The following is a 14,398-nucleotide window of genomic DNA, read 5'->3' on the forward strand; positions in this document are numbered from 1 at the left end:
TATCAGCACATTAGCACATCAGCACATTAACTAAATTATTTCCAGTATTTCATCCAGGTGCGCTACCAGGTGGGTATGCGGGCCTTTCTCCAAAGCATCCTTTGTATAAGCGCCGGTGGTAACGCCTATTACGAACGGACAGCCTGCATTGGCGCCTTCCTCCAGGTCAGAAATAGTATCCCCTATCTTGGCCACCTGCCGGATGCTTCGGATACCCAGCTGCTCCATGGCGCGGTAGATCATGTATGGATAGGGACGGCCCCTGGGCACTTCATCACTGGTAACAACGGCATCTATGATGCCCTGCTGCGACCAGCCTACCCGGCGCAGGATAATGTTGGTAATGGCGCGGTCAAAACCGGTGTCCAGCGCTACTTTAACGCCACGCTGTTTCAATGCCTGCAACACGTTGCCTACGCCAGTCTTCTCCCGTACAGAGCTGTGCTGCTCGTAGTGAGCGCTCATCTGCTGTACAAACTGGCTGTGCACAGCGTTTACAAAGGCTGCATCCTGGTGGCGGCTGTCCTGGTATTGTTGCAGGAGGTAACGGATGGCATAGGGTTTTGCATATCCCATCACTTCGTTTACTTCCGGCAGGGTTACGGGCAGGCCGGCCTGCTCCCGGATCACTTGCTGTAATACCAGGCCCACATTGGATTCATCGTGCAGGGTGGTGCCGGCAATATCAAATACGGCTAACTGTATACTCATTGGTGCGGTCCCTTTAGGTGCATGCAAAGGTACAGCAGAACGTTCAATAATGTTTAGTATATATAAACACTTAACAATAGATTAAACAAACAAGGCGGGAGAAGCGCCTTCTGGTTATACAGAAGGATGCTCTCCCGCCTTGCTATATTTTTAATCTGGCTGAACCTTCAGCCTTGATTTGCCCGTTTGTTTAGCGCGATGTATAGCGCTTTATTCTTACAACCCTACGTTAAAGCCCACCCGGAACAGCGGCCGGTTCTGATAGGGAGACCACTGATCCTGGATCACATCATACAGGATCATGATGTAAAACGCAGAACCGCCATTCTCGCCCAGCGGCTGAGAATAACCACCGCCCAGCAGCAGGCTGGGTACTGCATGACTTTCCTTGAGAGATGTTTTAGGATCCTCGTAGAAAGTGCTTTTAACCGCCACATAGTTCAATTCCGGTTGTGCATGCACAAAGATCATATCCAGCGGGTAGAACCGGCCCCACAGCCCGCCGCCCAATACCGTGTACTGATCTTTCTGATAAGTACGGCCAGAGAAGTCTTCATACTTTTCTGAGGCATACTGTGCGTTGATGCTAACACCTGCTGCAAACATGTCTGAAAAGCGGTAACCCAGCAACGGCGATACGTTAATGTTGGTATAGTCGCCAAAGATGAGGCCTACGGAGCCTCCTATCATAAGACGGGAGGGATCTAACCCTTTGCGTGAGGTGGTATCTGTTTTGTAGTACTGTGCATGGGCCAGCTGTATACCACCCAGCAATAATACGCATAAGAGTAAACGTTTCATCTGAAATTGATTTTGTTATTGTTTGTTGCTATATATCCTTCTTTAATGTCCGTTACCTGTTGGGGTATTGGACATTTGTTGTGCCCTGAAGATTAACGCTCCACACACATTTAAAGATGTGTTATGCGTTACCGTTAGTCAAAGATCTTTCCCCTGTTCAGTATGTTGTTTGGATCAAATACCTGTTTGATCTGTTTCATCAGTTGCATATGCTGGTCATCAAAGATCACATCCATATAGGATTTCTGTACCAGGCCAATGCCATGCTCACCGGAGATGGTGCCGCCCAGTTGTTTTACCAGGAGGAAGATCTCGCGGATGCCATCCTTTAAAGTACCGTTCCACTGCTCTTCTGAGAGCTGGCCGCGGATAATGTTCACATGCAGGTTACCATCGCCGGCATGCCCATAACATACGGAATGGAAACCGTATTTACGGCCTATGTCCTTTACGCCTTTCAGCAGCAGGGGCAGTTCTGCCCGGGGTACTACGGTGTCTTCTTCCTTGTATACGGAGTTGGCTTTAACGGCTTCTGCCACCCGGCGCCTGAGTTTCCAGAGCTCTTCTTTTTGCTGATGGTCTTCTGCAAAAAGGATGTCCCCGCAATCAAAGGCGGTCACTACTTCTGCAATACCTTCCATCTCCTGCATCAGCACTTCCGGGTAATTGCCATCCACTTCTATGAGCAGGTGGGCCTGTATATCGTCTGCTATGGTGATGGTACTGCTGTCTACAAAGCGGCTTACCCATTCCAGGGCGTCGCGTTCCATGAACTCCAGGGCGGAAGGGGTATACCCTGCCCGGAAAATGGCGCTTACCGCAGCGCAGGCATTCTCCGCAGAGCGGAAGGGCACCAGCATCAGCAGGTCATGTTTAGGCAGCGGGATAAGGCGTAATACTACTTTGGTAACAATGCCTAAAGTGCCTTCGCTGCCTACCAGCAGTTGTGTTAAGTTGTAGCCGGTAGCATTCTTGAGCACATTGGCGCCTGTCCAGATAACGGCGCCGGAGGGCAGCACTACTTCCAGGTTCAGCACATAGTCCTTTACCACACCGTATTTTACCGCCTTGGGACCGCCGGAGTTCTCCGCAATATTGCCGCCTATGAGGCAGGAGCCGCGGCTGCTGGGGTCTGGCGGGTAAAACAAGCCCTTCTCTTTTACGGCGTTCTGCAATACTTCCGTAATAACGCCTGGTTCTACGGTTACCTGCAGGTTACGCTCGTCTATCTGTACAATCCTGTTAAATCTTTCCATGGAAAGCACTACGCCGCCCCATTGAGGCAGGGCGCCGCCGCTTAAGCCGGTACCGCCGCCACGGGGCGTTACGGGCAGGTGCTCCGCCTGGCAAAGCTGCATAATGCTGCTTACCTGTTGGGTGGTATCGGGCCTTAGGATCACTTCCGGTAAATAGTGGAGGTCTTCCGTTTCGTCATGGGCGTATCTGTTCAGCGATTCTTCGTCTGTTAACACATTGGCCGCTCCTACCATAACCCGGAACAAGGCCAGGTGCCGGGGCTGTAGTTGGGAGAAGTTTGTCATGAGGCAAAGATAGAATATAATGTGCTGATATGCTGATGTGCTAATGTGCTAATGGATGGACGGGTTGTCCTGAAATGGGATAATGGTATAATGGAAGATATTATCATGTTTGGCGAATTGGGTTTGTAATCAGACGATTGTCTTACAATGGGATAACAGGTTAAAAAAGAGACATTATCATGTAAGACGAAACGCATCTGTACATGGATGAATTGTTTAGAACGGGATAATAGCGATGCATGAAGATGTTATCATGTGGCGAAATCATATGGCCCCAGATACCGGTATGCTGATGAACTGGTGATTTCCATCATCAGCACATCAGCATATTGGCACATCATCATCAGAAGCTTGGGCACAAAGTAGCGCGGCGGGCGCTGTTGAAACTGCGGTTGGGATACAGGCCGGTGAACACCAGGCCCAGCTCGTAGGCGCCCTGGCGGCCGTTGGAGGCGGACAGCTGGGAGGCCGTTACATCATAGCTGAACATGAGCCTCACCTTGGCGATCTCGTAACCTACCAGGAAAATATAGGCGTCGTTAAGACGGTAGTAAATACCGCCGTACACCTGTTTGGTACCGTCGCCGGAGAGGTTATAGGCCGCATTGGCGCCGGCTACCAGCTCGCGGGAGCCTGCCTGGCGGGTATAATAGGCGGCCGGGTTCAGGATCACATTATCGCTGACCTTGAAGATACCGTTCAGGAAGCCGATATACCGACGGGCTATCTGGTTATTGCCTTCATAGAAGGTTTCCCGGGGCACGTTTACGTGCTGTACGGAAAAACCGCCATTGATGTAGATATTGTCTGTTGGGAAGTAAGCATAGTTCATACCCACCTGCATATCAAAATAGCTGGCCTTTGACTGGGTAATGGGCTCTGCGGTGGGGATCTGGGAGTCGAAGAATTTCCCGTTCCACTGGTCGCCAAAAGTAAGCTTGGCCAGGTCTACCCGTTTACTGGCCGATCCTACGTTGAAACCCAGCGACAGCAGGCTGGAATTGCCCAACAGCTGGTGATAGGCCACCGAGCCGTATACCTTGGTAGAGGTCAGGTTGCCCGCGCCCGCCACATCGCGGAGGATAACGCCGCCTACGCCTACCCAGCCATATTCCAGGCGGTCCCGGAACAGCTGGAAATCGCCAAAGGCAGACATTGTTTTGTATGGCACCGGAATGCTGGCCCACTGGTTCCGGTAGTTAAGGCCTACGCGGTAGTTGCCATCCGGTATAAACCCGGTATTAGCGGGGTTGGTGGTAAGTGGTGAGTTAAAGAACTGCGAAAAGTGCAGATCCTGTGCTGCTACCTGGAGGGTGGTAAACAACAACACTACGCCGGTTATGTAAAATTTAATTTGCTGCTTCATGGTTTCGTCATCTTAACAAAGTAATGTTTCCTGTCTTATTGGTTTTTGTCCCGTCGCTGAACTCTACGGTTACTGCATAAGCGTATGCGTCCATGGGTTGAATGGCGCCTTTGAACTTACCGTCCCACCCAATGGATGGATCGTTGGTTTCAAATACCAGCTGGCCCCAGCGGTTAAATATCTTGAAATTGAATCTTGCTATACCAAAGCCCCTTGCATACAGTACGTCATTCTGGCCATCGCCATTGGGCGAGAAGGCATTGGGAATATCGAACAGGGGTATTACAATGGCGGCTACCTGCTCGCATACGGTATCCACACAGCCGGCGGCATTGGTGGCCAGCAGGCATACATCGTAGGTACCTGTTTTATTGTACTGGTGCACGGGATTTGTCTGATCAGATACCGCGCCATCTCCAAACTCCCACAGGTAGCTAATGGCCCCTATAGAATGGTTTACGAAGCTGGTGGGCGTATTCTCCTGCGGCTTGTTGGGCGAGAACGTGAATGCAGCCGTAGGCGGACCAAACACCGTAATGCTAATGGTGGTATCGTCCTGTATGTTACAGGTGTTGTTATCTACCGCATGCAGGTGCACATGATAAGTGCCCGGGTTCTGATAAATATGGGTGGGATAGATCTCGTTGGAGAGGGGGCTGCCATCGCCAAAGTCCCAGGTAAAGGTTTCGCCACCCTCGGTGGTATTATCAAATGTGATGGTAGACGGCGCACAGGAGCTATCCGGCGCTACAAAACTGGCCACTACATTGGCGGCCACGCGCAGCGGCACGGTATCCGCATGCGGGGCATTACAGTAGTTGGTATCTACCAGGGTCAGCACGGCGTTATAGATACCCGGATCCTGGTAGGCGTGCTGCACGCTGTTGGCAGTACCTGTCTGCAACGGCACTATGGGGGCGCCATCGCCATAATCCAGGGTAAAGGAATTAGGCTGGAAGGGTTTGCCTGCCGGGGCCTGCGAGTTATTGGTGAACTGGTAGTTCAGGGATTCGCAGGGCGGAAGGCGGCTGATCACCAGGTCTACCGATGCGCTGTCTGCCCGGACACGCACCTGTGTATAGGCGGTATCGCAGCCATTACAGGTAGTGGGATCGCATTTAATAAGCCGCACGGTATAATCCCCTATGGCATTGTAGCGGTGGCTCACCGTATCCAGGTTGCCGGTTACATCCGGGGAGCCGTCGCCAAAGTTCCAGGTACGGGACTGGGCGGGCGAGTTGGTGGTATCTACAAAGGTGATATCTGCGGGTACGCAGTAGTTCCTTTTACGGTCCAGTGTTTTAACGCCGGCCTTTACCCCATCCAGGTTGAACGCGATCTTAAGGGCGCCCAGGTTACAGAAGGGCGGCGCGGCGGTGGCGTATGCGCCGGGGGTAGTGGGATACCGCGGTTTAGTTTGCGTAGTGGCAGACACATTACACCAGGCGCAGATGCCCTGGTAAATAACACCGTTACGGTCAAAGCGGCTGGTACCGCCATCCACATGCTCATACAGGCCGTTGCCGCCAAAGAAGCTGGCAAACAGCACGTCTGTAGCATCGCGCTGCAGCACAAAGAAGTAGAAGTCCTGGTCGTCTGTAGTGCGTTGCAGCGGATTCTTCACCACCAGGTTGGCGGTGCCGGAGTTGGGGTAGCGCAGGTTCTTATTGATACCGCCGCCCCAGCCGGATACATATACATTCTCGCACCTGTCCACCAGGAAGGCAGTGGGGGAGATACTGGGATCGCCACCGCTTTTACCAAAGGAGGTGGAATATACAAATGAGGAGAGGTTGGGTTGCAGTTTGGAGATGAACTGGCGGGAGTTGGTATTGTAGAAGGTAGCGGTACCGGCGGGCTGCTGGCTGGGCCAACGGCCTTCTGTGGTACCCATCACATATACAAACCCCCGGGTATCCAGCTGTATGCCGTATACCTGGTCAGCCGCTGCATTATCGGCCCCCATAAAGGTACTTTGCAGCAGGTTGGTTCCATCAACGCTGATATGGGCAATAAAGCCATCGCAGGCGCCACCACGGTAGCCGCCATAGATAACGCCTCCGGTGGTCCTGAAATTAGTACTGGCGGTACCGCCGGCCACATACAGGGAGCCGCCGTTCAGCGCCAGCACATACGCGGCATCCTCCTTGGAGCCGCCAATATAACTGGCCCATACGAGGTTATTACAATTGGGATCTAAACGCATTACTACGCCATCCTGCGCGCCGCCAAAACCGCCCTGGAAAACGCCGGCGGTAACCGGGAAGTCAGAAGAGCGGGTACAGCTGGCTACAAACACATTACCGGCGGCGTCCAGCACCACTTCGCTGCGGGCGTCATCGCCATAGTTACGCAGCAGTACGGAGGGGCCGGCCTGGCGGTTCTCCCGCATATTCACCGCATCATCGGCACTGCCGGCAATGCGCAGGGAGCCTATGATGGCGGTACCGGCGGCATTGATCTTGGTAATGGCAATATCCCAGCCGCCACGGGTGCCTACCTCGTTACGGAAGGGGTAGTTGCCGGAGGTGGTACGGCCGCTGATGACCAGGTTGCCCGCGCCATCTGCAAAAAGGCTGTGGGGCTGCTCATCGCCATTGCCGCCAATATAGGTGGCATAGATCAGGTTACGGCCGTTGGACGTGAACTTGCTGATGCCTATATCAAACTGGCCGCCCTGGAAAGCATTCCCTACCACGCCGTTGGTAACGGGATATCCCTGCGCCCATACTATACCGCCACCGTAAAAGTTGCCCTGGTCGTCATAAGTGGCGGTAAAGCCCCAGTTATCTGCCCGGGAACCGGATACGGAAGAGAATATATAGGTAGGATCAATTACCAGCGGGTATTGCGGATCATATTTACCGGATACTTTAAAGCCCAGCCGCTTGCCATTGAGGCGGTAGCTTACTTTTACGGGCACACGTTGTTGATTGATGAACTGGTAGGCGTAGGGCATGAGCTCCGTAGCGGTACCCACAGAGGTGGTGATCTCCAGCTGTTCTTTCTTTAACGCCAGCTTATCCACCCCATCGTACTGCAATTCTATCTGTGAGGGGTCTGCACCGGGATGTACAATGAGATCATATTTCAGCAGGGAAGCCTCTGAATACACCTGCATATCGATACCGGGGTACAGTCCTTTATACATAACGCTCTGGTAAGACTTAACATTGGAGCGCCATTTGGTGGAGTCGTTTCCCAGGAAATAGTTCCCATAGGATTCCGCCGCTTTATCCGGCACTATCTGCAGTTTAGGCGCAGCATTCACGAAGGTAACCTCGTAGGCATGGGCCCTGACCACCGGTTTGGGATTCTTGAAATCACCGGCTACCTCGCGGGCATTTGTATTAGGATTATCAGCGGGCGGGGCCGCATTGGGATCGTTGTGGATATAAGGGGGCTGGTTGGGCTCCGCGTGGCCATGCATGTATTCCGTTAGCTTGGAATAATCATCCTTATTAAGCAGGGAGAACCGGAAACCGGTCCTTTTGAGAAAGATGGCGCCACCGCCCAGGTCTGTTTTATATAAAAAATCTCCGTCCCACTGTCCTTTGTTCTCTATGAACTGTAAGGGGGTGAAATTACTGTTTTCCCTGGCCTGACCATGTGCTGGCAAAACTGCCAACAGCCCAAGCGCTACACTTAATAAACCGGCGAGGAAAGTAAATTTCAACGGAATAGATTTTACGTTTTGTTCCTTAAACTAATATACGATAAAAACGGCTAAAGGGGCTGAATTGTTACCGCTAAAGCGGTACTTAGTTATAAGTTGTTAGTAGTTAGTGATTGGCGTGCTTTTTATTCATTGTTTCTATCCCTAACGACCCAGCACCTTCAAGGTATTTATACGGGGAATGCGTGTAAAGAGGTTGCCTGATACATGGTAGCGTAGTTTAATATTGTCCCTGTCCTGTCTCTTCATGATCACTGCACAATAAATAAACGCTCCCGCCGTTGCAAAAATTGCGGGGCGGGAGCGTCTTATTTTCAGAAAACGGCGCCGCCCCTATTTTAGCAGGGTAACGCTTCCGTTCTTATTGGTCTTTGTTCCGTCGCTGAATTCCACATATACCGTATATGCGTAGGCATCTATGGGCTGTATGGCCCCTCTGAACTTACCGTCCCAGCCTATGGTTGGGTCGTTGGATTCGAATACCAGCTGCCCCCAGCGGTTAAAGATCTTCATGCTGAACTTAGAGATCCCAAAACCCCTTACCAGCATCACATCATTCATCCCGTCGCCATTGGGCGAGAAGGCATTGGGCACATCAAACAGGGGGATCACGATGGCGGACACGTCGTGGCAAACGGTATCCTTACAACCGGATGTATTGGTAACGGTGAGGCACACGGTATAAGTACCGGTTTTGTTATACTGATGAACCGGGTTAGTTTCTGTAGAGATAATGCCATCGCCAAAATCCCATGCATAGGTACTGCCGCCTATGGACTGGTTGGTAAAGCTAAGCGGTACATTCTCCTGCGGTTTATCCGGCGAGGAGGTAAATTCCGCGGTAGGCGGCCCCTGTACGGTAATGGTCTTCTCAAAATCGTCCTGTATGTTACAGGTATTGTTATCCACCGCATGCAGCTTTACTGTGTAGGTACCTACATTCTGGAAAACATGCGTGGGGTAGGCCTCATTGGAGGTGGGGCTGCCATCGCCAAAATCCCAGGTAAAGGTTTCTCCGCCCTCTGTGGTATTGTTAAAAGTAACGGTGGCCGGCGCACAAACCACATCCGGGGCTTCAAACTTAGCCACCACGTTGGCGGCCACACGTAAGGGCACCGTATCCGCGTGGGGCGCGTTACAGTAATTGGTATCCACCAGGGTAAGCACTGCGTTGTAAATACCGGCATCCGCGTAGGCATGCTGGAGGGTAGCAGGCGCGCCCAGTGTTACCGCCGGGGTACCATCGCCATAATCCAGGGTAAAGGAATTAGCCTGGAAAGGTTTTATCGCAGGCGCCACAGAGTTATTGCTAAACTCATAGGCCAGGGATTGGCAGGGTGGAATACGGGTCACGGCCAGGTCTACATGCGCGCTATCTGCCCGGATGCGCACATCCGTATATGCGGTATCGCAGCCGTTACAGCTGGCGGGATCGCATTTGACCAGGCGCACATGGAAATCGCCCAGGCTTTTGAAAGTATGGGTAACCGTATCGAGATTGCCGGTCACTTCCGCGGTGCCATCGCCAAAGTTCCACGTACGGGTGGTGGCCTTGGAGCCGATGGTATCCACAAAGGTTACATCAGCGGGTATACAATAGTTCTTTTTACGGTCCAGTGTTTTGATGCCTGCTCTTACCCCATCCAGGTTAAAGGCGATCTTTAAGGCCCCCAGGTTACAATCTGTAAACGGCGGGGTATTGGAATAGGCCCCCGGCGTAATGGGATAGGCGGGTTGCTGAGGGGCGTCTATCTTACACCAGGCGCAGATGCCCTGGTAAATAACGCCGTTGCGGTCAAAGCGGCTGGTACCGCCATCTACGTGCTCGAAGAGCTTAACGCCTCCAAAAAAGCTGGCAAACAGCACATCGGTAGCATCACGCTGCATTACGAAGAAATAAAAGTCCTCATCGTCTGATTTGCCCAGCAGCGGGTTCTTTACCGGCAGGCCCTGGGTGCCTGAGTTGGGATACTTATAGCTGATATTTAAACCGCCGCCCCAGCCGGAGATATATACGTTCTCGCATTTATCCACCAGGAAAGCCACCGGCGATATACTGGGCGTAGAAGCCTGCTTACCAAAGGTGGTGGAGTAAATAAACGCAGACAGGTTAGGCTGCAGTTTGGCGATGAACTGTTTGGAATTATCATTATAAAAAGTGGCAGTGCCAATGGGGCGCTTAATGGGCCAGTTACCTTCTGTGGTGCCCATTATGTATACGTTCCCCCCGGCGTCCAGCTGTATGCCGTATACCTGGTCTGCCGCAGCGTTATCCGCCCCTATATAGGTGCTTTGCACCACGGTGGTCCCATCTGCCGTAAGATGGGTAATAAACCCATCGCATGCGCCTCCCCGGTAGCCGGGATATATTACCCCGCCGGTGGTGCGGAAGTTGGTACTGGCGGTACCGCCCGCCACATACAGGTCGTTACCGTTAACAGCCAGCACATAAGCCGCATCTTCTTTAGCGCCTCCCAGGTAGCTGGCCCATACCAGGGCTGTACAGGAAGGGTTTATCCGCATCACTACCGCATCCTGGGCGCCGCCAAAACCTTGCTGAAAGGCGCCTGCCGTTTTCGGGAAATTGGTGGAGCGGGTGCTGCTGGCCACATAGATATTATCCTGCGCATCCAGCACTACTTCGCTACGGGCGTCATCGCCATAGTTGCGCAGCAGTACCAGTGGACCGTCATCCTTAGAGTCACGTATGTTTACGCCATCATCCGCACTGCCGGCCACACACAGGGCGCCCGTGATGGCGGTGCCGGTGGGATTCAGCTTTACCACCGCAATATCCCAGCCGCCGCGGGTACCGGCAACATTGGTAAACGGAAAATCGCCGGAGTTGGTACGGCCGCTGATAACCAGGCTACCCTGGGAATCCGCGAACAGGCTATGCGGCTGCTCCACGCCATTGCCGCCTATATAGGTAGCATACAGCAGGCGGCGGCCCGTAGGATCGAACTTACTGATGGCAATATCAAACTGGCCACCCTGGTAATCACTTTGCGCAGCGCCCGGCGTGATGGGGTAGCCCCCCGGATCAAACAGGATGCCGCCGCCGTAAAAATTGCCCTGGGCGTCATAAGTGGCCGTATAGCCCCAGTTATCTGCCCGGGCGCCGGTTACGGTGGAAAATATGTAGGTAGGATCAATTACCAGCGTGTATTGCGGATCGTATTTGCCGGATACTTTAAAACCCAGCTTCGTACCCTTTAACTGGTAGCTTACTTTTACGGGTATACGTTGGTTATTAATGAATTGATAGGCATATGGCTCCAACTCCGTAGCGGTACCAACAGAGGTGGTGATCTGCAGCTGTCCCTTCTGAATGGCCAGCTTATCCACCCCGGTGTACTGGAGCTGGATCACGGAAGGGTCTGCGCCGGGGTATACCACCAGGTCATACTTAAGCTGGGAAGCCTCTGAATACACCTGCATATCAATGCCTTTATACAGGCCTTTATACCGGATGGTCTGGTATGACTTCACATTGGACCGCCATTTGGAGGGATCGTTACCTTTTAAATAATTGCTGTATGATTCCAGGGCTTTATCCGGTACTATCTGCGGGTTAAGGGAAGCGTTCAGGAAGCTGACCTGGTAGGAATGGCTCCTTAACACGGCAGGCGGTTTAACGTGCTGGCCATTATCAGCCGGCGGCTGTGCTGGCAGGGCGGCAGCAGATGACCGGGCCGCCGCATTGGTTTTATTGGCGTCATAGATCACGGTAGGCGGCTGGCTGCCACCACCATTGGTATCCACATGACGGCCATGTAAAGATTCCCTGATCTGTTCCATGTCCTGCTGATTCAGGAGGTTGAACGTAAAGCCGTTCTTTGTCAGGTAGATGGCACTACCGCCCAGGTCTGTCCGGTACAGGAAATCGCCTGTCCACTGGCCTTTGTTCTCCACAAATTCCAGGGGTACAAAATTGCTGGGTGCAGGCGTTTGCGTTTGCGCAAGTACAGGCCTGGTTGCCAGCAAGCCCATTACAATACCTGAAAAAGCGGCAAGGGAAGTGATTCTCAAGGGAATAGCGGGTTTAGATGAGTGCATGTTCCTGTTTAATTGTCAATTATATCCAGTCTACTGGCCGGTACGTTTGACAATATTAATATTAAGAACGTTTAACCGCTCAGGAAATTTTACTCCATTGAGATTTTCCCCGGTGAGCGGCCAAATATTCCTGTAAGGGATGATTTTCCGGCAGAGACAGATCGGGGTCTTCCGTCAGGATCTTTTCCGCGCAGGCGCGGGCAGCGTCGAGAATGGCGCGGTCCTGGAGGATATCTGCCAGCTTAAAATCCAGCACGCCGCTCTGGCGGGTACCTTCCATATCGCCGGGACCGCGGAGCTCCATATCCTTTTCGGAGATAATGAAGCCGTTGTTGGTCTGTACCATTACGTTTATACGTTCCTTTGAGTCTACCCCCAGTTTAATGCCGGTCATAAGGATACAGAAGGACTGTTCCGCCCCCCTCCCTACCCTGCCGCGCAGCTGGTGCAGCTGCGACAGGCCAAAACGTTCGGTGCTTTCTATGACCATCACGGAGGCATTGGGCACGTTTACGCCTACTTCTATTACGGTGGTGGCTACCATGATCTGGGTCTCGCCGCGGACAAAACGCTGCATATTGGTCTCCCGCTGGTCTGCCGGCTGGCGGCCATGCACCATGCTGATGTAATACTGCGGTTCCGGGAAAAAGGCCTTTACCTCTTCATACCCTTTCATGAGGTTTTCGTAATCCATTTTCTCGGATTCTTCTATCAGGGGGTATACAATGTATGCCTGACGGCCTTTCCTTATCTCTTCGCGGATAAAGTCCATTACCTGGGGACGCTGGAACTCCGTACGGTGCACCGTGGTGATGGGTTTACGGCCGGGGGGCATTTCGTCAATGACAGAAACATCCAGATCGCCGTACACGGTCATGGCCAGGGTACGGGGAATAGGCGTGGCCGTCATGACCAGTATATGCGGGGGAATGGTATTCTTTTGCCAGAGGCGGGCACGCTGGGCCACGCCAAACCGGTGCTGCTCATCCACAATGGCCATACCCAGGTTCTTGAACTGTACTTCATCTTCCAGCAGGGCATGGGTGCCAATGAGGATGTGCATATCTCCCGCAGCAGTAGCCGCCAGCACTTCTTTACGGGCTTTGCCTTTTTTGCTGCCGGTAAGCAGGGCCACGTTTACGGGCATATGCTCCAGCAGTTCTGAGATGCCTTTGTAATGCTGCTGGGATAGGATCTCCGTGGGCGCCATCAGGCAGGCCTGGAAACCATTGTCCAGCGCCAGCAGCATGGTCAGCAGGGCTACCATGGTCTTGCCACTGCCTACATCGCCCTGGAGGAGGCGGTTCATCTGGCGGCCGTTCATGGTATCCAGCCGGATCTCTTTCAGCACCCGTTTTTGCGCGCCGGTCAGGGCAAAAGGCAGGTGGTTGTTATAGAAGTCATTAAAATGATCGCCTACCGCGCTAAAAATATAGCCATGTGATTGCTGGTGCCGCCGGATCTTGATACGGCAGATGCGGATCTGGGCCATAAACAGCTCCTCGAATTTGAGGCGGCGGCGGGCCTGCTGGGCCTCCTCTTCCGTAGCCGGCAGATGGATCTTAAAGAAAGACATGGGCCGCGGTAGGAGGCGGAATTGCTGTAACACCGGTTCCGGGATGTTTTCCGGTATTTCCAGGGGCGATAGCTGCTCCAGCAGGTTGAAAGTGAGCTTTCCGATAGCCTTGGCCGTTAGCCCGCGGGCTTTGAGCTTTTCTGTGGTGTAATAGACCGGCTCCAGGAATTGTTTGCCGGTGGCGATGTTCTCCGTCAGCAGGTCCATTTCCGGGTGGGCGATCTGCATAACGCCGTTGAATACGGATACGCGGCCAAATACCAGGTAAGCGGTTTGCTGCTGCAGGGATTTCTGCATCCATTGCCAGCCCTGGAACCATACCAGGTCTATTTCCCCGGTCTCGTCACGCAGGGTGGCCATCAGTCTTTTACCGCGTTTTTCGCCAATCACTTCCAGGGAAGTGATACGGCCGCGGATCTGCACATAATCCGCCTGGCCCATCTGGTTATGCAGCTGGCCTATCTTTTCCACTTTGGTACGGTCTACATAACGGAACGGGAAATAGTTGAGCAGGTCGCCAAAGGTGAAGATATTCAGCTCTTTGCGCAGCAGCTCTCCCCGCTGAGGACCTACGCCCTTCAGGTATTCTATGGGACTGGATAATATGGCGGTATGCGTAGCGATGTGTCTATTGACTTTACTGCAAAAATAAAAGGCAAACGGTAATA

At 52.8% G+C, this 14,398-nt stretch carries 7 protein-coding genes; all 7 read right to left on the reverse strand.

The genetic code is table 11. The annotated features are described in order from the left end of the window. Positions 1 to 30: 30 nt before the first annotated feature. The 7 genes from F0L74_RS30555 to recG all read right to left on the reverse strand — a co-directional run bounded on the left by F0L74_RS30555 (position 31) and on the right by recG (position 14,354). Positions 31 to 711 carry an HAD hydrolase-like protein gene (locus F0L74_RS30555; RefSeq protein ID WP_149841674.1) on the reverse strand — a complete coding sequence of 227 codons (681 nt, stop codon included), beginning with the start codon at positions 709 to 711 and terminating at the stop codon, positions 31 to 33. Between the two features lie 216 nt (positions 712 to 927). Next, entirely contained in the window at positions 928 to 1,512 is a 585-nt protein-coding gene (locus tag F0L74_RS30560; protein ID WP_149841675.1) for a hypothetical protein, read from the reverse strand. Positions 1,513 to 1,646: 134 nt separating this feature from the next. Beyond that, the gene (locus F0L74_RS30565) at positions 1,647 to 3,053 is read right to left on the reverse strand and encodes an FAD-binding oxidoreductase (RefSeq protein WP_149841676.1); all 1,407 of its coding nucleotides are present in this window, start codon (positions 3,051 to 3,053) and stop codon (positions 1,647 to 1,649) included. Between the two features lie 343 nt (positions 3,054 to 3,396). Further along, entirely contained in the window at positions 3,397 to 4,419 is a 1,023-nt protein-coding gene (locus tag F0L74_RS30570) for a PorP/SprF family type IX secretion system membrane protein (protein WP_149841677.1), read from the reverse strand. A 7-nt stretch (positions 4,420 to 4,426) separates the two neighbouring features. Continuing rightward, positions 4,427 to 8,095, reverse strand: coding sequence for a T9SS type B sorting domain-containing protein (locus F0L74_RS30575; RefSeq protein ID WP_149841678.1), 3,669 nt, complete (start codon positions 8,093 to 8,095; stop codon positions 4,427 to 4,429). A 333-nt stretch (positions 8,096 to 8,428) separates the two neighbouring features. After that, a complete protein-coding gene (locus F0L74_RS30580; RefSeq protein ID WP_188316235.1) occupies positions 8,429 to 12,127 on the reverse strand; it encodes a T9SS type B sorting domain-containing protein in 3,699 nt (1,232 codons plus the stop codon). A 106-nt stretch (positions 12,128 to 12,233) separates the two neighbouring features. Continuing rightward, positions 12,234 to 14,354 (reverse strand): ATP-dependent DNA helicase RecG, encoded by a 2,121-nt coding sequence (gene recG, locus F0L74_RS30585; protein WP_149841680.1) that lies wholly within the window; start codon positions 14,352 to 14,354, stop codon positions 12,234 to 12,236. Positions 14,355 to 14,398: the final 44 nt, after the last annotated feature.

This window comes from Chitinophaga agrisoli, assembly GCF_008386695.1.
Classification (GTDB): domain Bacteria; phylum Bacteroidota; class Bacteroidia; order Chitinophagales; family Chitinophagaceae; genus Chitinophaga; species Chitinophaga agrisoli.

Excerpts from the sequence above, each read along its gene's own strand:
- F0L74_RS30555 (WP_149841674.1), bottom strand. The coding sequence starts at position 711 with ATGAGTATACAGTTAGCCGTATTTGATATTGCCGGCACCACCCTGCAC.
- F0L74_RS30560 (WP_149841675.1), bottom strand. The coding sequence starts at position 1,512 with ATGAAACGTTTACTCTTATGCGTATTATTGCTGGGTGGTATACAGCTG.
- F0L74_RS30565 (WP_149841676.1), bottom strand. The coding sequence starts at position 3,053 with ATGACAAACTTCTCCCAACTACAGCCCCGGCACCTGGCCTTGTTCCGG.
- F0L74_RS30570 (WP_149841677.1), bottom strand. The coding sequence starts at position 4,419 with ATGAAGCAGCAAATTAAATTTTACATAACCGGCGTAGTGTTGTTGTTT.